This window comes from Streptomyces humidus (assembly GCF_014649655.1).
Taxonomy (GTDB): Bacteria; Actinomycetota; Actinomycetes; order Streptomycetales; family Streptomycetaceae; genus Streptomyces; species Streptomyces humidus.
The window spans coordinates 157,148-178,305 of record NZ_BMTL01000008.1 but is presented as its reverse complement, the minus strand read 5'-3'; the positions used below and the strand labels follow the sequence as shown (position 1 = coordinate 178,305).

At 74.3% G+C, this 21,158-nt stretch carries 21 protein-coding genes; 7 read left to right on the top strand and 14 right to left on the bottom strand.

Annotated features, from left to right (window positions below; translation table 11 throughout):
• Nucleotides 1-126 precede the first annotated feature (126 nt).
• Together IE239_RS11785 and IE239_RS11780 are read right to left on the bottom strand one after the other, a co-directional pair.
• Entirely contained in the window at nucleotides 127-792 is a 666-nt protein-coding gene (locus tag IE239_RS11785) for a DUF4389 domain-containing protein (protein ID WP_190149196.1), read from the bottom strand.
• A gap of 22 nt (nucleotides 793-814) precedes the next feature.
• Nucleotides 815-1,513, bottom strand: a complete 699-nt coding sequence (locus IE239_RS11780; RefSeq protein WP_190149195.1) for a CBS domain-containing protein — start codon at nucleotides 1,511-1,513, stop codon at nucleotides 815-817.
• A 497-nt stretch (nucleotides 1,514-2,010) separates the two neighbouring features.
• Here IE239_RS11780 and IE239_RS11775 point away from each other — a divergent pair, with 497 nt between their 5' ends.
• The 3 genes from IE239_RS11775 (at nucleotide 2,011) to IE239_RS11765 (ending at nucleotide 4,274) form a co-directional block, all read left to right on the top strand.
• Nucleotides 2,011-3,243 carry a PP2C family protein-serine/threonine phosphatase gene (locus IE239_RS11775; RefSeq protein ID WP_190149194.1) on the top strand — a complete coding sequence of 411 codons (1,233 nt, stop codon included), beginning with the start codon at nucleotides 2,011-2,013 and terminating at the stop codon, nucleotides 3,241-3,243.
• Nucleotides 3,244-3,612: 369 nt separating this feature from the next.
• Nucleotides 3,613-3,867 carry a carboxymuconolactone decarboxylase gene (locus IE239_RS11770; protein ID WP_229878040.1) on the top strand — a complete coding sequence of 85 codons (255 nt, stop codon included), beginning with the start codon at nucleotides 3,613-3,615 and terminating at the stop codon, nucleotides 3,865-3,867.
• The gene (locus IE239_RS11765) at nucleotides 3,864-4,274 is read left to right on the top strand and encodes an SHOCT domain-containing protein (RefSeq protein ID WP_190149193.1); all 411 of its coding nucleotides are present in this window, start codon (nucleotides 3,864-3,866) and stop codon (nucleotides 4,272-4,274) included. Before IE239_RS11770 ends, IE239_RS11765 begins: the two co-directional genes overlap by 4 nt.
• A 145-nt stretch (nucleotides 4,275-4,419) precedes the next feature.
• On the opposite strand, the gene IE239_RS11760 is transcribed toward IE239_RS11765, so the two are convergent.
• Complete coding sequence (locus IE239_RS11760; RefSeq protein WP_190149192.1) at nucleotides 4,420-5,445, bottom strand: 6-phosphofructokinase; 1,026 nt, start codon at nucleotides 5,443-5,445, stop codon at nucleotides 4,420-4,422.
• A 280-nt stretch (nucleotides 5,446-5,725) separates the two neighbouring features.
• On the opposite strand from IE239_RS11760, the gene IE239_RS11755 reads away from it, so the two are divergent.
• The 4 genes from IE239_RS11755 (at nucleotide 5,726) to IE239_RS11740 (ending at nucleotide 11,000) form a co-directional block, all read left to right on the top strand.
• On the top strand, nucleotides 5,726-6,598 hold the full coding sequence (locus IE239_RS11755) for a universal stress protein (RefSeq protein WP_190149191.1): 873 nt from the start codon (nucleotides 5,726-5,728) through the stop codon (nucleotides 6,596-6,598).
• A gap of 231 nt (nucleotides 6,599-6,829) precedes the next feature.
• Nucleotides 6,830-9,691, top strand: a complete 2,862-nt coding sequence (locus IE239_RS11750) for a cation-translocating P-type ATPase (protein WP_308435389.1) — start codon at nucleotides 6,830-6,832, stop codon at nucleotides 9,689-9,691.
• A complete protein-coding gene (locus IE239_RS11745; protein WP_190149189.1) occupies nucleotides 9,688-10,347 on the top strand; it encodes a potassium channel family protein in 660 nt (219 codons plus the stop codon). The genes IE239_RS11750 and IE239_RS11745 overlap by 4 nt, the downstream gene beginning before the upstream one ends.
• Nucleotides 10,344-11,000 (top strand): potassium channel family protein, encoded by a 657-nt coding sequence (locus IE239_RS11740; protein ID WP_190149188.1) that lies wholly within the window; start codon nucleotides 10,344-10,346, stop codon nucleotides 10,998-11,000. The genes IE239_RS11745 and IE239_RS11740 overlap by 4 nt, the downstream gene beginning before the upstream one ends.
• A gap of 64 nt (nucleotides 11,001-11,064) precedes the next feature.
• Here the strand turns inward: IE239_RS11740 and IE239_RS11735 are convergent, their stop codons facing one another.
• The 11 genes from IE239_RS11735 to IE239_RS11685 all read right to left on the bottom strand — a co-directional run bounded on the left by IE239_RS11735 (nucleotide 11,065) and on the right by IE239_RS11685 (nucleotide 21,157).
• Nucleotides 11,065-11,706 carry a V-type ATP synthase subunit D gene (locus IE239_RS11735; RefSeq protein ID WP_190149187.1) on the bottom strand — a complete coding sequence of 214 codons (642 nt, stop codon included), beginning with the start codon at nucleotides 11,704-11,706 and terminating at the stop codon, nucleotides 11,065-11,067.
• Entirely contained in the window at nucleotides 11,703-13,184 is a 1,482-nt protein-coding gene (locus tag IE239_RS11730) for a V-type ATP synthase subunit B (RefSeq protein WP_268254508.1), read from the bottom strand. The genes IE239_RS11735 and IE239_RS11730 overlap by 4 nt, the downstream gene beginning before the upstream one ends.
• Nucleotides 13,181-14,965 carry a V-type ATP synthase subunit A gene (locus tag IE239_RS11725; protein ID WP_229878039.1) on the bottom strand — a complete coding sequence of 595 codons (1,785 nt, stop codon included), beginning with the start codon at nucleotides 14,963-14,965 and terminating at the stop codon, nucleotides 13,181-13,183. Before IE239_RS11725 ends, IE239_RS11730 begins: the two co-directional genes overlap by 4 nt.
• Nucleotides 14,962-15,489 (bottom strand): V-type ATP synthase subunit E, encoded by a 528-nt coding sequence (locus tag IE239_RS11720; protein ID WP_190149318.1) that lies wholly within the window; start codon nucleotides 15,487-15,489, stop codon nucleotides 14,962-14,964. Before IE239_RS11720 ends, IE239_RS11725 begins: the two co-directional genes overlap by 4 nt.
• Entirely contained in the window at nucleotides 15,486-15,713 is a 228-nt protein-coding gene (locus tag IE239_RS11715) for a hypothetical protein (protein WP_229878038.1), read from the bottom strand. The genes IE239_RS11720 and IE239_RS11715 overlap by 4 nt, the downstream gene beginning before the upstream one ends.
• A 2-nt stretch (nucleotides 15,714-15,715) precedes the next feature.
• Complete coding sequence (locus IE239_RS11710; protein WP_190149185.1) at nucleotides 15,716-16,138, bottom strand: ATP synthase subunit C; 423 nt, start codon at nucleotides 16,136-16,138, stop codon at nucleotides 15,716-15,718.
• A 32-nt stretch (nucleotides 16,139-16,170) separates the two neighbouring features.
• Nucleotides 16,171-17,631, bottom strand: a complete 1,461-nt coding sequence (locus tag IE239_RS11705) for a V-type ATPase 116kDa subunit family protein (protein WP_229878037.1) — start codon at nucleotides 17,629-17,631, stop codon at nucleotides 16,171-16,173.
• Nucleotides 17,618-18,562 carry a V-type ATPase subunit gene (locus tag IE239_RS11700; RefSeq protein ID WP_229878036.1) on the bottom strand — a complete coding sequence of 315 codons (945 nt, stop codon included), beginning with the start codon at nucleotides 18,560-18,562 and terminating at the stop codon, nucleotides 17,618-17,620. Before IE239_RS11700 ends, IE239_RS11705 begins: the two co-directional genes overlap by 14 nt.
• Nucleotides 18,563-18,576: 14 nt before the next feature.
• A complete protein-coding gene (locus tag IE239_RS11695; RefSeq protein ID WP_190149183.1) occupies nucleotides 18,577-19,041 on the bottom strand; it encodes a hypothetical protein in 465 nt (154 codons plus the stop codon).
• A 182-nt stretch (nucleotides 19,042-19,223) separates the two neighbouring features.
• The gene (locus IE239_RS11690; protein ID WP_229878035.1) at nucleotides 19,224-19,475 is read right to left on the bottom strand and encodes an acyl carrier protein; all 252 of its coding nucleotides are present in this window, start codon (nucleotides 19,473-19,475) and stop codon (nucleotides 19,224-19,226) included.
• Nucleotides 19,472-21,157, bottom strand: coding sequence for a dihydrolipoamide acetyltransferase family protein (locus tag IE239_RS11685; protein ID WP_190149182.1), 1,686 nt, complete (start codon nucleotides 21,155-21,157; stop codon nucleotides 19,472-19,474). The genes IE239_RS11690 and IE239_RS11685 overlap by 4 nt, the downstream gene beginning before the upstream one ends.
• Between the last annotated feature and the right edge of the window lies 1 nt (nucleotide 21,158).

Below are 21,158 nucleotides of genomic sequence, written 5' to 3'. Positions count from 1 at the left end.
GGCGGCCCCGGCGGACGGCGGGATCCACGGATCCCCGGATTCCCCGACTTCCGGATTCTCTGACTCCCGGATTCGGGGCTGCCTCCCGGATTCCCTGCCTCCCTCAGGCGGCCGGGCGGCAGCGGGTCATGACGGCAGCCGCGGGTCGTCGGGCTCGTCGCCTCCCATGTCGAGACGGAACGGCGGATAGGCGTCCGTCATCAGGGTGACGTAGGCGGCAACGCGCAGTACCCATCGGTTCAGGCCTGTGATCAGGTCGAACAGGTCCCGGGGATACTTCGCCGTGAAGGCCAGGACCACGGCGGCGATCAGGGTCAGCACCCCCACCAGTCCGCCCGACCACCAGTCGGTGCGCCAGCTGCCGACGAAGAAGCAGATGACGAGGTAGTGCGGGACGGCCAGCAGCCACCACTTCACCAGGACCAGGCCACGCGACAGCCGCTCGGGGTAGGCGACGTCCAGCCGCGCCGGGTAGCCGGGCTCCTCGCCCAGGCTGAAGGGCGGGTAGCGGTCGGTGGCCAGGGCGCCGTACGAGTAGTACGCCACCCGCCAGCTCCAGCGCAGCACCCCGAGGTTGAAATCGAAGAGGGCGCGTGGATAGCGCTCGGTGAAGAGGATGGCGAAGAAGGCGATCACAGTGACGACGGTGAAGGCGATCCAGAGGAAGAACAGCACCACCCAGTGCGGGATGACCAGGATCCACTTCACCAGCCACAGCCAGCGGGAGAGCGGTGCGTCGAGCCTGGTGGTGACCCGGACCGGACGATCGGGCGCGGCGGCCGCAGGGCTCATGGTGATCAACTCCGATTCTCGCTCACATGGCCAGTCCGGTGCGGCGTGACGCGTCGGCCCCGGGTTCCGAGGAGGTGTCGTCGACCCGGTGGAGCAGCTCCGCGGAGACGTCGACGACTCCGTCCACGCCCTGGCACAGGCGCACGACGACCGGGACGAGGGACTTGCGTTCGACGGTGCCCTTCAGCGAGACACGGCCTCCCACGACCCGCACGGCGATCGCGCCGGGCGTGATGCCGAGGGTGCGCAGCAGGATCTCCCCGGAGATCTCCTCCCGGATGGCGCTGTCGCCACGCAGGAAGACGCGCAGCAGGTCGGCCCTGCTGATCACACCGACCAGCCTGTCGGCTTCGTCGACCACGGGCAGCCGTTTGACGTGGTGGCGCTCCATGACCTGCGCGGCCTCGACGGCCGTCCACTGGGGCCTCGCGGTCACGGCGGGGCTGTTCATCAGGCCTTCGGCGGTGGTCGCCTCCGCCTTCGCCCGGGAGGCGGGCTTCGCGTGCAGGACCGGCAGCAGGCCCGCCGGGTCCAGCCGGGCCGCCTCCTTGCGCAGCAGGTCCGCTTCGGAGACCACGCCCACGACGCGTTCGTCGTCGACGACCGGTACGGCGGTGACGTCGTACTCGGCGAGCTGTTTCGCGATCTCCTTGAAGCCGGTGTCCCGGTTCACCCGGACGACCGATGTGGTCATGAGGTCGCTCACCGTCCGGTGCCACATGGCTTTTGCCTCCTCATGTCGCGTGCGTTCCTCCCTCCACTCTCCGCCCGATGCACGGGAGGCGCATGGGCCGGTCGGTCCGCACCGGTTCCGGCCGGGCGGGCCCGGACGGCTCCGTGCCCCACCGACCGGCACGGACGGCGGGCGGGACCGTCGCCGGCGGAACGCGGCACGAGCGGCACGCCGGGTGCGCGACGGCGATCCCCGAACCGCCGGCCGTCTCCTCCGCGAGGTTCCGCGAGTTCACCCGTTCGGGTGGCCGGCGGGAGGTCCGGCGGCAGTGGCCGACCGTCGTGTCCCGTGCCTCACGGGGGAGGACCCTGGCGGCAGGCCGCCGGGGGGTCGCCGCCCCTTCCCACCCCCGGCGCGCCGCGCCGTCTCCACGGGGCCGCCCAGGTGACTGCCGTGGGCCGAAAGGGGCAGTGTCCGGGCTCGGCGGCGTGTTCCCTCCTATCGTGGAGCAGCACAGGGACGATCGGCGCCGAGGCGGGCAGCACATGAGGAAACCGCGGATCGACTACGCGGCGGTGTTCCGGGCCCTCCCGGGCATGGTGGCTCTGCTGACCCCTGATCTGCGGTACGTCGACGCCAACGAGGACTTCCTGCTGCTGGCCGGGCGCGACCGCGAGCAGCTGCTGGGCCGCTACGTCTTCGACGTCTTCCCCGAGAACCCCAACGACCCGGCCGCGGCCGGCATGCGCGAGACACGGGCGTCGATGCTGCGGGCAGTGGCCACCGGCGAGCGCGACACCATGGCGCTGTTGCGCTACGACATCGAGGACCGCGAGCGGCCCGGCCACTGGGTGGAGCACTTCTGGAGCCCGGTCAACGCCCCCGTGCTCGGCCCGGACGGGAACGTGGTGCTGATCGTGCACCGGGTGGAGGAGGTCACCGAACTCATCCGCGCCCGCAGCGGCACAGGCAGTGACAGCAGCCGGGCCCGCGTGCTCGAGGCCGAGCTGTACACCCGCGCCCGTGAGCTGCAGGAACTGAACGAACGCCTCCGCCTGGCGCAGGCGCGTGACCGCGAGGTCGCCCTGGCCCTGCAGGCGGCGATGCTGCCCACCCCCACCCCGGTCGGACACCACCGGGCTGCCGTCCGCTACCGGCCCGCCGTCGGCACCCTGAACGTGTGCGGCGACTGGTACGACCTGGTCGACCTGCCCGGCGACCGGATCGCGGTCGCCGTCGGCGACGTCGTCGGCCACGGCCTGCAGGCGGCCGGCGTCATGGGGCAGCTGCGCAGCGCGCTCAGCGCGGCTGCCCGTGTCGCCGAGAGCCCCGCCCGCGCCGTGGAGGCCCTGGGGCTGTATGCCCGCCATGTCGAGGGCGCCGAGTCGAGCACCGTGGTCAAGGCCTTCATCGACTGGGGCACCCACACCATCACCTACAGCAGCGCGGGCCATCCCCCACCGATCCTGCTGCACCAGGACGGCACCGTGACCTTCCTCGACCGGGCGACGGACCCCCCGCTCGGGGCGCGCCCCGAACACGTGGCACGGCCCGAGGCCACCACGGACTTCGCCGAGGGCGCCATCCTGGTCCTCTACACCGACGGCCTGATCGAGCGTCGCAACGAGGACATCGACGTCGGTCTGGCCCGCCTCGCCGACTCCCTCGTCCGCCACGGGCGAGCCGACCCCGAGGCCCTGGCCGACGCCCTCCTGGCCGACCTGCTTCCGTCCACCGACACCACCGACGACACCGCGCTGGTCGTCATCCGCCTGTGACCCTCCTCGTCCCGGCCACGCCCCCGCCCGCCCGACTGCAACGGGTGGAACGGGTGGCGCCGGACGCTCGGATCGGGCAGCTCAGCGGCGCTCATCGCCCCGGTCCGGGCCGTGCGCGGCCCTGAGTCCGTCACCCCGGCACGGGTGACGCGCGGGCAGTCCGCCCGGACGCGACGCCCGGCAACGCGTCTCTGGGCGTGCGGAGGCCCGGCCACGGCTGATCCCCCGGTGCGGGTGAGGCCGGCGCGCAGGTCCCTTCCCGTACACGGGAGGCACGGCCGGCAGGGTCGTCGCCGACGTCTCCGGCGAACGTTTCGTGGTCCGACGGAAGCCGCCTCCGCCCGCGGTGCCGCGCACCCGGTTCAACCGTTGTGGACCCCGGAGACGTACCTGCTGACCCGTATCGCGGCGCTGGTGGCCATGGACGCCTCTCCCGCCTCGTACCTGCTCGACGTCGGGGCCGCCGAAGGACTCGGCGTGCCCCTGGAACGGATCCAGGGCACCCTCGTGGCAGTGGCCCCCGTGGTCGGCAGCGCCCGCGTGGTGTCCGCCGCCCGCAACATCGGCGAGGCCTTCTGGCTCCCGGTGGACGACGAGGGCGAGGAGCCAGGAGCGGCGACATGACCCTGGCCTACGACTACCCGGTCCCCGGGGTCTTCTGGACGACGATGTGGATCTTCCTGTGGATCCTGTGGTTCGTCCTCCTCTTCCGGATCATCGGTGACGTCTTCCGGGACGACAGCCTCGGTGGCGGGGCCAAGACGGGGTGGCTCGTGTTCGTGATCCTGCTCCCGTTCCTCGGCGTCTTCGTCTACGTGGTGGCCCGCGGCAAGGAGACGGGCACCCGCGAGAGGCAGCATGCCCAGGCGCGTCAGCAGGCGTTCGACGAACACATCCGGGAGACCGCCCGTGGCGGCGGTGCGGAGTCCGCGAGCGAGGCGGAACAACTGGCGAAACTCTCCGAGATCCGTTCCAAGGGCGACATCACCGAAGACGAGTTCCGGCTGGCCAGGGAGAAGATCCTGCACTGAGCGCAGCCGTGCCGCCGGAAGCCCCCGGACGGACCTGCCCCACGCACCGACGCCTCCGGGCGGAGGCGACCCGTGTGGGTAAGCCGTCCGGGGAGGCCCGTCCCGGGAGGCTCTTTCTTCCAGCCGAGGCGGGCGCCGGTCGTGCTCAGCCGAAGAACACCTCGAACTCGTCGTACAGCGAAGGATCGACGGTCTTGGTCTTCGCCGTGACGTCGGCGAGGGGGACGCGGACGATCCGGGTGCCCCGCAGGGCGACCATGACGCCGAAGTCGCCGTCCCTGACCGCGTCGATGGCGTGCAGCCCGAAGCGGGTGGCCAGCCAGCGGTCGAAGGCGCTGGGGGTGCCGCCGCGCTGAACGTGCCCCAGCACCGTCGTGCGGGCGTCCTTGCCGGTGCGCTCCGAGATCTCCCGGGCCAGCCACTCGCCGACGCCGGACAGCCGGGCATGGCCGAACTCGTCCACCGACTGGTCCTTGACAATCATCTGCCCCTCTTTCGGGGCGGCCCCCTCGGCGACCACGACGATCGGCGCGTAGTTGATCTTGAATCTGTTCTTCACCTGCTCACAGACCTGATCGATGTCGAAGGGCCGCTCCGGGATGAGGATCACGTTGCCGCCGCCCGCGACGCCCGCGTGCAGCGCGATCCACCCGGAGTGCCGCCCCATGACCTCCACCACCAGGGCGCGCATGTGCGACTCGGCGGTGGTGTGCAGACGGTCGATGGCCTCGGTCGCGATGCCGACCGCGGTGTCGAAGCCGAAGGTGCAGTCGGTGCCGGCGACGTCGTTGTCGATGGTCTTGGGCACGCCGACCAGGGGGATGCCCTGACGGCTCAGTTCGGCGGCCACGCCGAGGGTGTCCTCGCCGCCGATCACGACGAGCGCGTCCACGTCGTGCGCGGCAATGGTGTCCCGCACGCGTCGCAGCCCGTCCTCGTGCGTGAACGGGTTGGTGCGGGAGGAACCGAGGATGGTTCCGCCGCGCGGGAGGATCCCCCGCACCCTGGCGATGTCCAAGGGGAGGACGACATCCTGGAGCAGGCCGAGCCAGCCGTCGCGCAACCCGACGAAGTCGAAGCCGTACGCGTCGACGCCTTTGCGGACGACGCTGCGGATCACGGCGTTCAGGCCGGGGCAGTCGCCGCCGCCGGTCAGTACTCCGACCCTCATGGGCTCTCTCCCATCCGCTCGACGGCTCGCGCGGCCGCGGCCCGCGCGGCGCTCGGGACCGCCGGCGGGAACGTCGATCGCGTGGTTCCAGCCTCCCCCCGTTCGGTCCGCGGTGGCCACTCGACGGACACGGGCCCGAGCGGCTCCCTCGTGCGGAGCGCGGAGTGCGGAGTGACGGGAGTGACCGGAGGCGCAGGCGGAGGCGTGGCGGTTCGCGACGACTGGGGTGACGCTGGAGACAGGGACGCGCAGCGGCGCGGAGCGATCTCCTGGAGGTGCCATGGCTGGTGCGGACGGGCGCAGGCCGATCGTGGTGGGCGTCGACCCCGATGCCTCGAAGCGACTCGCGCTCGCCTGGGCGGCTGACGAAGCCGGCCGACGGGGCGTACCGCTGCGGCTCGTGCACGCCCAGGGCATGCCCACCCGCGGCTACCGGTCGCGTGAGGTGCTGCCGTCCTGGGAGGAGTGGAACCAGGCGCTGCACGGACTGGGGGACCAGATCCTCGCGGAGGCGGTCGCCTTCGTCGAGTCCCGGCGACCGGACGTGGAAGTGTCGACGCTGCTGGCGGAAGGGGAGCCCGCGTGGGTCCTGCGCGAGGAGGCGCGCGGCGCCTCGCTGGTCGTGGTGGGATCCTGGCACCTGAACCGACGGCGTGAAATGCTCACCTCCGCCTCCGTGGCCCTGCCCCTCGTGGCCCACGCCCCCTGTCCGGTGGCGGTCGTTCCCGAACCGGAGCACGTCACCCAGGAACCCGCGTACTTCGTGGTCGGCGTCGACGGCAGTCCGCATTCGGCCGCGGCGGTGGATCTGGCGTTCGACGAGGCCGCCCTGCGCGGCGCGGCCCTGCGGGCCCTGTACGTGTGGCAGCCGCCGCTCCTCGGCGTCCTGGACGAGGACGCGGCGGTGCAGGAGGCCCGCCGTGTGCTGTCCGAGACGGTCGCCGGCCGTACCGAGACGCACCCGGAGGTGGAGCTGCACCACGAAGTCCTCCTCGGGCACCCGGTGCACGTCCTGACGGAGGCGTCGGAGCACGCCCTCGGCCTGGTCGTGGGAACCCGGGGGCACGGAGGGTTCACCGGGATGCTCCTGGGCTCGGTGAGTCAGGGCGTCCTGCACCACGCACACTGCCCCGTCCTCACGGTTCCGGTGTGAGCCGCCGAACGGACCGGTGATCCTGCCCCGAACGGCCCTGGTTCCGGCGGCGGGCCCGTCCCACGATGGGGGAGCGCCGCCGCCCGTGAGGGGCGGCGGACCCGCGACCTGTCCGCCGAGTTCCCTGGAGTCCGTGATGGCAGCCTCGCACAAGGGCCCACGCGCCATGCGGCTGCTCCGACCGGGGCCGACGAACCCGTCCCCCCACGGGACCGGATGATGCGCCCCGCCTTGGACCCGTCGGCACCGGCCGGCGGCAAGGACGGGACGGCCGGCGGCAAGGACGAGCCGGCCGACGCCGTGCCCGGTCGCGGTCCGCGTCCCGCCGAGGTGCCGGAACTCGCCCCGGGCGAGGTCTTCGCCGCGCTGGACACGTCACCGCGCGGGCTGTCGGCGGCGCGGGCACGGGACCTCCTCGAGCGGTACGGACCCAACGAACTGCCCCGTGCGCGGCGCCGGCCCGTATGGCGACAGCTGGCGGCGCAGTTCACCGACCTCTTCGCGGTCGTGCTGATCGTCGCGTCGGGGATCACCTTCCTGGCATACGGGCTGCAGGAGCCGCGCGACGTCGGCACCCTGCAACTGGCGGTGGCGATCCTGGGCGTCGTGCTGCTGAACGCCGGCATCGGCTTCGCCCAGGAGTACTCGGCCGAACGGACGGCTCAGGCGCTGGAGGCGATGGTGCCCCACACCTGCCGGGTGCTGCGCGACGGCGAACGGCTGGAGGTGTCCACCCGTGACCTGGTGCCGGGTGACGTGGTGGTGCTGGAGGCCGGGGACGCCGTTCCGGCCGACTGCCGGGTGGTCGAGGCGCACGAGCTGTCCGTGAACAACGCTCCGCTGACCGGGGAGAGCAACGCCGTGGGCCGCACGGCCGACCCGGTGGCGGCCGGAGCGCCTCTGGACGCCCGCAACTGCGTGTTCATGGGGACCGATGCCGTCGCCGGATCCGGGCGGGCCGTCGTCCACGCCACCGGCGCGGAGACCGAGTTCGGGCGGATCTACCGGCTGGCCGAGGCCGCCCCGCGGCAGAAGACCCCGCTGCAGATCCAGGTGGCCTCCATGGCCCGGCGGGTGGCGGGGGCCGCACTGGCGATCGGGGCGGTGGTGTTCGCCGTGCGGCTGCCCACCGGGCAGTCGGTGGTGACCTCGTTCGTGTTCGCGCTGGGGGTGATGGTGGCGATGGTTCCGGAAGGGCTGCCCGCCACCCTCTCGGTGTCCCTGGCGATCGGCGTACGGCGGATGGCGCGCCGCCACGCCCTGATCAAGCAGCTGCTGGCGGTGGAGGCGCTCGGGTCGACCACGGTGGTGTGCACCGACAAGACGGGAACGCTCACCCAGGCGGAGATGACCGTCACCCAGGTGTGGGCGGGGGGACCGCCGCATCCGGTGGACGGGGTCGGCTACGCCCCGAGCGGCGAGGTCGCCGACGCGACGCCGGTGCGGGAACTGCTGCGGGTGGCCGGCCTGTGCTGCAACGCCCGGCTGCTGCCGCCCGGGAGCCCCGGGGGCCCCGAGCGCTCCAGGGGTCCCGAGGGCCGGGAACGCTGGCGGGTGCTCGGCGACACCACCGAGGGCGCGCTCCTCGTCGTCGTCGCCAAGGCCGGGATGGACCTCGGCGCGGAGGAGGAGGCGGCGCCCCGGGTGACGGAGTTCCCCTTCGACTCGGACCGCAAGCTGATGACGACGGTGCACAGGACCGGCGCGGGCTACCAGGCGTGCGTCAAGGGAGCGCCGGGCGAGCTGGTCGGGCGGTGCACCGGCGTGGAGTGGGAGGGGAGGCGCGGACCGCTCACCGGGGAGGACCGGGCGGCGGTGGCCGCGGCGGGCGACGCGCTCGCCGCGCAGGGCCTGCGGGTACTGGCCGTGGCCCGACGGGAACTGGACTCGGCCCGTCCCGCGCAGGGCGAGGCCGAGTCCGGGCTGACGCTGCTGGGGCTGGTCGGCATGCTCGATCCGCCGCGTCCGGAGGTCACCGACGCGGTCGCCGCCTGCCGCCGGGCCGGCATCCGCATCGTCATGGTCACCGGCGACCACCCGCTGACCGGCGAGGCCGTGGCCCGCCGGGTGGGCATCGTACGGCGGCCGGATCCGGTCGTGGTGACGGGCGCCCGGCTCGACGCGATGAACGACGAGGCGCTCGACGCCCTGCTCGCCGAGCCGTCCGAGCTGCTGCTGTGCCGGGTCAGCCCCGAGCACAAGATGCGGGTGGTCACCGCCTTCCAGCGGCGGGGCGAGGTGGTGGCGGTCACCGGGGACGGCGCGAACGACGCCCCCGCGCTCAAACACGCGGACATCGGGGTGGCCATGGGGGCGTCGGGCACCGACGTGGCCCGCGAGGCGGCCGCGATGGTGCTGCTCGACGACTCCTTCGCCTCCATCGCGACGGCGGTGCGGCTCGGCCGGGCCGTCTACCAGAACATCCGCAAGTTCCTCGTCTACCTCTTCAGCCACAACATCGGGGAACTGGTCCCGATCCTGGCGGCGACCTTCGCCGGATTCCCCCTGGTGCCCATCAGCGCGGTGCAGATCCTGGCCATCGACCTGGGCTCCGACGTGCTGCCCGCCCTGGCTCTGGGAGCGGAGCCGCCCGAGCCCGACGTGATGGACCGTCCGCCGCGCTCCCGGCGGGAGCGGCTGTTCTCGGCCGCCGTGGTCGGCCGCATCCTGTTCCTGGGCGGCATCCAGGCGGTCTGCGTCAGCGCCGTCTTCTTCTGGCACATCGGTTCCTCGGGCATCCCGTTCGACGAGTTCACCAAGGACACGCCCGTCTACCGGGAGGCGATCACCATGGTCCAGGCGGGGATCGTGCTCAGCCAGTTCTTCAACGCGCTCGCGGTGCGCACCGACCGGCAGAGCATCCTGAAGGCGGGGATCCTGTCCAATCCGGCCCTGCTGGCGGCCGGCGGCTTCGGGGTGGCCCTGATGGTCGCCATCAGCTACGCGCCACCGCTGCAGGCCGTCTTCCACACCGCCCCGCTCGACGCCGTCGACTGGGCGGTCCTGGCGGGGCTCGGCACGCTGCCCCTGCTCGCGGACGAAGCCCGCAAGGCGTGGCTGCGCCGCGCCGACCCGAAGGGAGTCCCACGGTGAAGGTGATCGTCGTCGGCTGCGGACGGGTGGGCACCGCGCTCGCCGGTCTGCTCGCCTCGGAAGGGCACGACGTCGACGTCGTCGACCGGCGCCCGAAGGCCGCCCGGCGCCTGCCCGACAGCCCCCGCATCCGCTTCCACGAGGGCAACGGCTTCAGCCGTGCCGTGCTCCAGGCCGCCGGCATCGACCACGCCGACGCCTTCGTCGCCGTCACCTCCGGGGACAACAGCAACATCGTCAGCGCGCGCACGGCGAAGGAGACCTACCGGGTGCCGATCGTCCTCGCGCGCATCTACGACCCCCGGCGCGCCGACATCTACCGCGAACTCGGCATTCCCACCATCGCCAGCGTCCGCTGGACGGTGCACCAGATCCACCGGATGCTGCTGCACCGTCACCTGAACCCCGAGCTCGGTTTCGGCAACGGGGAGACCCTGCTCGTCCGTTCCGAGGTGCCCGAGTACCTCATCGGGCGGCGGCTGGCCGAGTTCGACGTCGACGGCGAGATCCGTGTCATCGAGGTCACCCGCGGGGGCCGCTCGCTGATTCCCTCGCACGGCACGCCCGCGCAGGCGGGCGACCTGGTCACGTTCGCCGTCGCCGCCACCGCGCTGGGCAGACTGGGCGGCTTTCTCGACAAGGAGCTGGGGACGTGAAGGTACTCATCGCCGGGGCGGGACGGCTCGGCGCCCAGATCGCGCAGGTGCTCGCCGCGGCCCGCAACGAGGTCACGCTGATCGACGCCGACGACGACCGCCTGGCCGAACTCGAAGGCCGCATCCCGGTGCGGCTGGTGGCGGGGGACGCCTGCGAACCGTCCCTGCTGGAGGACGCCGGCGCCCTCACCGCCGACCTCGTCATCGCCACCACCGGGGACGACGAGGACAACCTCGTGATCAGTCTGCTCGCCAAGCGGCAGTTCTCGGTGCCCCGCGTGGCCGCCCGCGTCAACGACGCCGAGAACGCCTGGCTGTTCGACGAACGCTGGGGCGTCGACGCCTCCGTCCCCGCCGCCACCCCGCTGATCTCCCTCATCGAGGAGGCGACCGGGGCCACCGACACCGTCGCCCTGCTGCGGCTCAGCAAGGCCGGTGTCGACGTCATCGAAACGGTCATCACGCCGCAGTCCAGGACCTCGGGACGGCCGCTGGGCGACGTCCGGCTGCCCGAGGGGACGGTCGTCGCCACCATCGTCCGCGACGGACAGCCCACCGTGCCGGACCCTTCGACACCGCTGCGGCCCGGCGACGAACTCCTGCTCGTCTCGCACACCGCGACCGAACAGGAGATCCATGCCGCGTTCCAGTGACAGCCACGTTCCGGTGACAGCCGCGTTTCGGTGAACCGCCTCGGCCGTGGGGCGTCCGCGACCGTCATCCGCCGGCCGCCGGCCCGCCGCCCCCGGCCGCCCGGGCAGCCCAGCGGCGGCGGACGGTGTCCTCGTGCTCGGCCTGTTCCAGGGCGAGGTCCGCCCGGGCGAGCGCCTCCCGCAGACGTGGGATCCAGTGACGCCGCAGAGCACGGACCCGGTGCCGGGTGCCGACGACCTCCGCCCCGACGAGCGCGGTCGCGGCCCGGGCCGCCGCGTACTCGGCGGCGGCGCGCACGGCACGGCCGTAGGCCGCCTCGGCGTGCACGAGAGCCGTGTTGGAGGGAGCGGCGGCGGCAGGGGGCCGGACGGGTACGGACGTGGTGACGTCCGCCGGACGACGTACCCCCATGGAGACGGTCCAGCGCACTGTGACGTCGCAGGCGCCGAGGCCCGCGGCGGCCGAGTCGAGGGCCGCTTCCCCGCCCAGGAGCAGTCCCCGCAGCAGCCAGCCCTCCGCTTCGGACACCAGGTCCCGCCAGGCGAGTGCGGCCGCCTCCTGCGCGCGCAGCAGCCGCTGGTGCTCGGAGCGGAGGATACGCAGCTTCTGCTCCAGCAGGTCCGCTCCGCGCCCGGCGACGTCGAGGCTGTGCCGCAGCCGCAGTCGTCCCGCACGGCCGGGCGGAGTACGGCGGACGTCGCTCATCGGGAAGCCTCCTCCTCGGGCGAGTCGGGATCCTCGGGCGAGTCGGGATCCTCGGGACGGCCGGGTCCGCCGACCTCGTCGGCATCCTCGTGATCGTCGGATTCCCTCGCCCCGTGGGCGTCGAGGAGTCCGGCGGGGAGCATGGAGAGCTGGCCGCGCGGCAGGGTGAGCAGCGCCCGCCAGCCCCGTTCCAGCGAGGCGTCGAGGCCGCGCGGCTCGTCGTCGCGCTGGTCGGCGAAGTCCCGCAGGAACGCCTCCTCGAAGTCGAGGTACCGGCGGTCGGTGGGGCTCAGCGCCGCCCGGCCCACCAGGTCCGCGAGGTCGCGGACCTGCCGGGCGCGGGCCAGAGAGGCCAGCAGCTGGGCGGCGACGTCCAGGTGGTCGTCCCGGGTGCGGCCGGGCCCGGCGCCCTTGCGCATCAGCCGGGACAGCGAGGACAACGCGTCCACCGGCGGGTACACGCCCCGCGCGTGCGTCTCGGGCGAGAGCACGATCTGGCCCTCGGTGATGTAGCCGGTCAGGTCCGGCACGGGGTGGGTGATGTCGCCCGCGGGCATGGTGAGCACCGGAACCACGGTGACCGAGCCGGGGCGGCCCCGGACGCGCCCGCAGCGTTCGTACAGCGAGGCGAGGTCGCTGTAGAGGTAGCCCGGGTAGGCACGGCGGGCCGGGACCTCCCCGCGGGCCGCGGAGACCTCGCGCAGGGCCTCGGCGTACGTCGTCATGTCGGCCATCACCACGAGGACGTGCCGTCCGTCGGTGAAGGCGAGGTGTTCGGCGACGGTGAGCGCGATGCGGGGGGTGAGGATCCGCTCGATCACCGGGTCGTCGGCGGTGTTCAGCAAGAGGACGAGTTCCCCGGCCGCGGACCGTTCCTCGAGGGCGTCGCGCACGAAGGAGGCGTCGGCGTGGGTGAGTCCCATGCCGGCGAAGACGACGCAGAACGCCTCGCCCGCGGTGGTGGCCTGCGCGGCGATCTGGGCGGCCAGTTCCAGGTGCGGCAGTCCGGCCACGGAGAAGACCGGCAGTTTCTGGCCGCGCACCAGGGTGGTCAGGGCGTCGACGACCCCGACGCCCGTGAGCACCGGTTCGGACGGCGGCTCGCGCCGCACCGGGTTGATGGGCGCGCCCCCCACCTCGGCGTCGCGGGAGCCGAACACGGGAGGGCCGCCGTCGAGGGGCTCGCCCCGGCCGTTGCACACCCGGCCGAGCCAGTCCGTCCCGACCGGGACGCGCAGCGGGCCACCGGAGAAGGCCGCCCGGACGCCCTCCGGGTCCATGCCGGCGGTGCCCTCCAGCACCTGGACGACCGCCAGGTCGCGGTCGGCGTCCAGGACCACTCCATGGCGCCGTTCACCGGAGGCGAGGGTGATGCGCACGTACTCGTCCCAGCCGATCCCCGACACGCCCGCGACGATCGCGAGCGGCCCCCGGAGCTCGCGCACCGTCGTGTACTCGATCCCGCCCGACCGGCTCATGGGCGCAGGCCCACCAGCCTGGTGAGCATGGCGTCCCGCAGTGCCGTCACTCCGGCGGCGTCGTGCGGGCCGGTCTCCTCACGGGCGCGCAGCAGCGGACCGAAGTCGACCTCCTCGACCGAGGCCGCCGGGACCCCGGAGTCCACCAGTTCGCCGCAGCGGTCGACGACCGCCAGCACGGCGTCGGCCAGCGCGGCCGCCTTCTCCGGCCCGCAGTACGCGTCCTGCTCCGAGAGCGCGCTCTGCTGCAGCACCCCCTCCCTGACCAGCCGCCCCGCCAGCACGCTGACCCGCTCCCGCGCGGGCAGGGCGGCGATGCCGATCAGGTCCACCAGGTCGGCCAGCCGGTCGGCTTCCGCCAGCACCGCCCCGACCCGGTCGCGGCGCCCGGCCCACGCCGGATCGCCGGCCGCCCGGTGCCCGGCGGCGAGGACCGGGACGTCCCGGGAGAAGGACCCGGCCCAGGAGATCGCGGGGTAGTGCCGGGCGTAGGCGAGGTCACGGTCGAGGGTCCACAGGCAGCGGACGAAGCGTTCGGTGTGCGCGGTCACCGGTTCGGTCATGTCCCCGCCGGGCGGCGAGACCGCCCCGATGACGGTCACCGAGCCCCGGTCGCCGCCGAGGGTGGTCACGGCTCCGGCCCGCTCGTAGAAGGCCGCGACGGCGGACGCCAGCCCGGCCGGGTAGCCCTCCTCGGCGGGCAGCGCGCCCGTGCGGGAGGCGAACTCGCGCAGCGCCTCGGCCCAGCGGGAGGTGGAGTCGGCGATGACCACCACGTCCAGTCCCATGTCGCGGAAGTACTCGGCGACCGTCATCCCGGTGTGGACGCTCGCCTCACGGGCCATCATCGGCATGTTGGAGGTGTTGGCGATCGTCACGGTGCGGTCCGCGAGGCGTCCGCCCGTGCGCGGGTCCCGTAGTCCGGCCAGCTCGGTGATGACGTCGGCCATCTCGTTGCCGCGCTCCCCGCAGCCGACGTAGACGATGACGTCCGCGTCGCACCACTTGGCGATCTGCTGGAGCAGCACCGTCTTCCCCGTGCCGAACCCGCCCGGCACCGCCACCGTGCTGCCCCGCGCCACGGGGAAGAGCAGGTCGATCACCCGCTGGCCGGTGTTCAGGGCCGCGCGGGTGTCGACTCGCTCCCGCACCGGGCGGGCCCTGCGCACCGGCCACAGGGCGCCGATCGTCACCTCGGCGCCGCCCACCACGGCCACCACGGCCTCCGACGGCAGGTCCCCGGCGCCGGCGATCTCCGTGACCGGGCCTCCGCGGCCGGGCGGCGCCAGGATCTTCACCGGCACCGGGCCCGCGTCATGGAGGTCTCCGAGCACCTGCCCCTGCGCCACCTCCTCGTTCCGCGTCACCCTGGGGGAGAAGGACCAGGTGCGGTCCTCGCCCGCGGTGCTCCCCGCACCGGGCAGCAGCCAGTCGCCGGCCCCGGACAGCGGACGCAGCAGGCCGTCGAACACCCCTCCGAGCAGCTGCGGACCGAGCCGTACCGACAGTGGACGGCCCTGCGGCAGCGCCGTCTGCCCCGGAGCGAGGCCGCCGGTGTACTCGTACGCCTGAAGGGTGACGACGTCACCGCTGATGGCCACCACCTCGCCGGACAGACCGGCGGGGCCGATCGAGACCAGGTCGTACATCGCGACGCCGCCCGTGTACTCGACCTCGACCAGCGGCCCGGTGACCCGCAGGATCCGGCAGGCCGACGGCCGAGACGCGCCGGCGGGCCCCGACACGTCTCCCGTCGCCTCTCCCGTCACGGCTCTCGTCACGGCTCCCACAGTCTCCTCACCTCCCCGCCCATCCGGTCCAGCGCTCGGTCCGCCAGCTCGGTCAGCGACAGGTCGACCCGCCTCCCGGGCGTCCGGGCCACCACACCCCCGTCGGCGTGGCCGGTCACCTCGGCGCCGGGTCCGAGCAGGGCTCGGGCGCGCTGTTCCAGCCGTTCCCGCAGTGCGGCGTATCCCTCCGTCGCGCACAGTCCCCCGACCCGTTCGGCGGCCTCCCGGCGCAGTCGCCCGTACGCCTCCCGCCGGGCGCCCAGCGTGCGAGACCTGGCCTCCCGCCGGGCCCTGACGAGAAGGTCGCGTGCGGAGTCCGCGCCATCGGCCTCGCCCTGTCGGCGGGCCTCGGCGACGAGGGCGCGCGCATCCGAGCGCGCCTGTTCGACGAGCGAGGCGGCCTCCCGGTCGGCCCGGGCCAGCAGCGCCTCGGCGTCGGCGTGGGCCGCGCGCAGCAGACCCGTCCGGACCGGATGGAGCGCGTTCGCCGTCCGGTCGGAGGCGGCGGCCGTCATGACGGCATCACGGCGGTCAGCGGCCCGCTCCCCCCGGACGCCGCGGGGTCCGGGCCCAGTGCCTCGGCCGCGGCCGGCGTGAGGATCACGAGGTCGACGTCGTCCGGCAGGGCGTGCCAGCCCCGGCGCACGGCCTCGGCGTCGTCCGCGACGAGGACGACCGCCCCGGCCAGCGCCAGGCCGATCACCCGGGACCGCTCTCCGAGGGCCGCGACGCGCCCCATCGTCACGCCTTCCCGATCAGGATGACCGCGACGACCAGCCCGTAGATGGCGATGCCCTCGGCCAGGCCGACGATGACCATGGCCCGGCCGAAGAGTTCGGGCCGTTCGCTGAGCGCGGCGAGGGCCGCCGCACCGGTGTAGGCGACGGCGATGCCCGCCCCGATCGTCGCCCCGGCCACCGCGATGGCCGCGCCGATCAGGGCGGCGGAGCCGGAACCCGAGCCGGAGCCCTGCGCCGCGTCGGCCGCGGCCTGCGCGGATCCGCCGCTGAGCGCCAGGGTCAGCACCACGGTGGCCGCCACGAGGAGCACGGCGTCGGCGGCGACCATCCACCACAGGGCCGTGCGGCCCGAACGGCGCAGGACGAGGCGGGCGGCGACGAATCCCGCCACGACGACGGGCAGGGCCAGGAACCAGGTGATCACGACTGCTCCTTCCTCACACGACTGCTCCTTCCTCACCGGGCCGGTCCGACGGCCGCCTTCGTCCCGGACGGCGACGGTAGGCGCTCGACGGGCAGACGCCAGGGCCTGAACGGGCGTCCTTCGCCCACGAAGAGCCGGGAGAAGAGTTCGTAGAACTCCAGACGCAGCGCCTGGACACCCGCCACCAAGGCCTCCAGCGCGAACGTCAGTGCGTTGCCGACGAGGAACACCAGCGACGCGGCGGCGACGCCGGCCGGGCCCCGTCCCGCGAGCGCCGTCGTGCCGTCCCAGACGATCGCGCCCAGAGCCGCATGGGTCAGGCCGAAGGCCGCGAGGCGGGCGAAGGACACCACGTTGGAGCCGATCCGCACCACCACGTCGAAGAGCTGGACGCCGGTCTGCACGGCGCCGCCCGGACCGCCCGTCGTGGTCGCGTACAGCCTCGCCCCGGCCAGCGACAGGCCCACGCCGACGATCACGGCCCCCGCCACGCCGTACGCCGCCCCGCCCAGCCACACGTACCCGGCGACGACGGCGAGACCGAGGTAGAGCGTCGCCCCGGCGATGCCGGTCGTCGCGTACAGGGCCGCCGCGAAGCCGCCCTCCCGCCAGCGGTTGGCGATCCCCGCGCCGTAGGCGGCGGCCAGCAGTACCGCGCCGAGTCCGACGGCGCAGGCGAGAAGCCGCATGGGCTCCTCCAGCGGCGACAGCCACAGCACGGGCAGCACGCCGGTCGGGCCGAAGAACTCGCCGTACGCGACCCCGGCCAGGGTGGCGGCCAGCCCGGCCGCGGCGACGAAGGGCCACAGCGGGCGCAGTGCAGCCGCCCGGCGCGGCCGTCCCGCCCGCAGCAGCAGGGCGAGGCCGACGAGCAGCAGCCCGTGCCCGGCGTCGCCGAACATCAGGCCGAACATCACCACGTAGACGATCCCGGCCGCGACGGTGGGGTCGAGGTCGGCGTAGGGCACGGTTCCGTACGTGCTGACCAGGGGGGTGAAGGAGCGCCGCACGGTGCTCCCCGGACGGGCCGGGGACGCGGAGCCCGCTCCGGCCAGCAGGGTCGGCGGATCGACACCGCGCGGGCTCCGCAGCGGCACCAGCGCCGCTCCCGCGCCGGCGAGGCGCGCCGCCGTGGCCGCGACCTCCGCCTCGGGACACCAGCCGGCCAGGGCGGCGACCTCGCCGTGCCGGACCGCGCTGCCCAGCCGCTCCTCCAGCTGCGCCTCGCCCGCCAGCAGGTCCGCCCTGCCCTCGCGTTCCAGGGCGTCCAGCTCGGGCGGCGCCGCGCTCAGGGCCGGGCGCACCGGCTCGGTGCGCAGACGTTGCAGGCGTGCCGCCGCGGGCCCGCGGACATCCGGTCCGCCGTCGCCGGGGAGGTCGATCTCCACGCAGCCCGCCTCGGCGACCCGCACCAGGCTCTCCCGCAGGGCGCTCTCGGGCGCCATCAGGGCCACTCTGCGCATCCGCACCGGGACCGCCTCAGCCCGGAGCATCGAGCACCTCCGCGGGCCGGGTCCCGGAGCCGCCGCCCCGGGCGGCCAGTTCGAGGGCGCCCCGGGTCCGCCACGCGTCGGCGGACAGCAGCGCCACGGCCCCCACCACAGCATGGGGCCCGAAGCCGGACCGGTGCAGCAGGTCCCGGCCGTCCCCCTCGACGGCGTCCCACCACCGTGCCTCCGCCCGCCACAGCTGTGCCGCCTCGTCGACGTCGTCCAGCAGCCACCGCGCGGCGGCCGGCAGCGCCTGCCGGAAGTCGGCGTACGACGAAGCCCGCATCGCCCGCGGGCCGAGCAGGCGTGCCGCCCGGCGGGCGGAGACGTCCGGCATCCGGCGACCGACGACGAACACCTGGCGGCCGACCAGCAGGGCGAGCCGCGCCGCGGCCCAGCGCGCCGCGTCGGGGACCGTCCCGGCAAGCCGCACGGCGGCGGAGACACGCATGCCGGTGGCGACCGCGGCGGGGGAGTCGCCTCCGGGGTCGCCCCAGTCGGAGGCCGCCAGCGCAGTGCGCAGTTCCGACGGACCACGGGTGCGGGCGAGCCGTGTCCAGGCGGTCGCCAGCGTGCCCAGGCGGTAGGGCGGGAGGCGGACGGGCTCCGTCCCCTGTGTCTCGGGGCCGGGCGCGAGCGCGCTCAGGTGCCGTGCGGTGTTGGAGATCTCGAATCCCGCGGCGAGCGCCCGGACGGCGCCGGCGCCCGCGGCCGGCTGCCAGCCGGCGAGCACCCGCAGATGCCACAGCAGCGTCGCCGAGACCGCATGCTGGGCTTCGGCCGGCGTGACCCCGGGCGTGACGTCGTGCCGGTACGGGGTGGCCGCCAAGTAGCGCAGTGCGTCATCGAGTCCGGGGGACCCGGCCACTTCCGCGAGGCCGTCGGGGCCCAGGCACCTGGTCCGCAGCGCCCGCGCCCGGGTCACTCCGGCCACCCACCCGGCGCCCATCAGGGACCAGCCCCCGGTTCCCGGGACGGTGACTCCTGCGCCGCGAGGTCCTCCAGCACGAGCGCGCGTACCCGGTCGGCGAGCAAGGGGATCCGCAGTCCGGCACGGGCGCGTACGGCGGCGGCCTCACGGTCCGCCACGGCGAGCAGGGCCTCGGCCTCGGCTTCGGCGGCACGCACCGCCTGCTCGGCGGCGCGCCTGCGCACCCGGAGGGCCTCCGCGCGCGCCTCGGCCACGATCTGCCCGGCCTGCCGTTCGGCTTCACGGCGCCGGATCCCGGCGGCGGCGTCGGCCCGCTCGCGCACGGTCCGGGCCTGCGCCTCCGTCTCCTCCAGCAGGGCCAGCGGCGGCGCGAGTTCCGCGCGCAGTTCCGCGGAACGGTCGGCCGGGACACCGCCCGGTGCCGCCCGGCCGGGCGAGGGCGCCGGCCGGAACCGTGCCAGAAAGTCCCGGATCGCCGTCATGAACCCTCCTCCGGCTGGGCCCTGTCCCGCTTTCCAGTCTCCTTGGTAAACGACGGCGTGTCGCGTCGCGCCGGAGCGGCCTGAGCGGCCTGCCTGCCGCCGGGCCCATCGGGCGGGGCCGTCCGGGCCGCCGTCCGCTCCCGTCTGCCGACGCGGGAAGCGGACGTCATGTCGAGCGGATGTCACGTCGAGCGGGCGACGAGGAAGCCGGCGCTGTCGGCGAGGGTGGCGAGCCGGGGCGCGTCCTCGTCCTCGATGCGGACGCCCGACATCTCACTGAGGATCTCGACGAATCCCAGGAAGTCCAGCGAGTCCATCTCCAGCACGTCCCGGAAGGGGTCGTCGGGCTCCAGGGCGCTCACGTCGGCGCCGGGAACGGCGCGGGAGATCGCGTCCCTGACCATGTCCAGTGCGTCGGTCCGGTTGATGTTCACAACTCCTCCGGGTTCTGCAGGAGGCGGGTCACGGCCGTGAGGTAGCGCGCGCCGACGGCGCCGTCCGTCGCCCGGTGGTCGGCCGCGAGGGTCGCCGTCACCGTGGGGCGCACGCCCAGCAGGCCGTCGACGGCACACGGCCGGTCCACCACCCGCCCGAAGCCGACCAGGGCCACCTGCGGTGGGTGGATCACGCCGAAGACGGTCTCCACGCCCTGATCGCCGAGGTCGGTGACCGTGAGGGTGGCGCCGGACATCTCGGACCCGCGCAGTCTGCCCGCACGTGCCCGGGCGACCAGGTCCTTGAGGGCCGCCATCAGCTGCGGGAGCGCCAGGGAGTCGGCGTCACGCAACGCGGGGGCGACGAGCCCTCCGCCGCGCAGGGACACCGCGATGCCGAGGTGGACGCCGTCCCCGGCCGTGAAGCGGTCGTCGGTCCAGAAGCCGTTGAGTTCGGGGACCTCCCGGGCGGCCAGCGCCGCCGCCTTGAGGAGCAGGGCCGCGGGGAGCAGCCGTTCGCCGACGGGGCTGCGCCGGTTGTGCTCGTGCATCCGGTCCATCGCGGCGGCGACGTCCACGGTCGTGGACAGGTAGTAGTGGGGGATGTCCCGGTTGGCGCGGGTCATCAGGCCGGCGATCGCCCGGCGCATGGCCGACGCCCGCTCCTCGGACGGACCTGCGGCGGCGGGACGTCCGGAAGGAACCCGTTCGGCGGAGGGACGTGCCGAGGCGGCTTCCGGGCGGGCCGGCGCGGGCTCGGCCGCCGGGCCCGGGGCCGCCCGGCGTACGTCGGCGGCACGGACGGCCGAGCCCTTGCCCGTCCCCGTCAACGTGACCAGGTCGACGCCCAGTTCGGCGGCGAGTCGCCGCGCGAAGGGGGTGGCCCGGACCCGCGGGGGCCGGGCGGCGCCCCGTCCGGCCGCGGCCCGTTCCACGTCGGTGCGGGTGACGCGTCCTCCTGGGCCGGAACCGGGCAGCGTCTCCAGGTCGACGCCGCTCCGCTCCGCGATGCGCCGGGCCAGGGGGCCCGCCTCGAGGTGCCCGGGCCGCGCGGCGGCGGCCGGGGCCGGGACCGGGGCCGGGGTCGGGGCCGGGGTCGGGGCCTGGACGGGTTCGGGCGACGAGGGTGCGGGCCCGGTGGGTTCCTCCCTCCCGGGCGGGGGACGGGTCGGCCGTCGAGGCGGCTTCCCGGGTTTCTCGGCCTTCCTGGCTTTCCCGGGCTTCTCGGCCTCGCCCGGCTTCTCGGCCTCGCCCGGCTTCTCGGCGTTCCCGGCCTTCTCCCCTTCACCGGATTTACCGGCCTTCGCTGCCTTCCCCGGCTTCACTGCCTTCTCGGGCTTCTCACTTCTCGCGGCTTTCCCGGTCTTCGTGGGACCCCCGGCTTTCGCTGCCTTCCCCGGCTTCCTCCGAGGGCTGCCCGGCTTCTCCGGTTCCACGGCTCCGTCCGCCGTCGGACCGATCAGCGCGAGCGGTGTGCCCACCGGCACCGTGGCGCCTGGGTCGACGAGGAGCCGCCCCATGACCCCGGTCTCGAAGCACTCCACCTCGATCGTCGACTTCGCGGTCTCGACGACCGCGACCGGATCGCCCTTGTGGACGGGGTCGCCGGGCCCCACGAGCCACTCCAGGAGGGTGCCCTCCTCCATGTCGGCGCCCAGGGACGGCATGGTGAACTCGGCCATG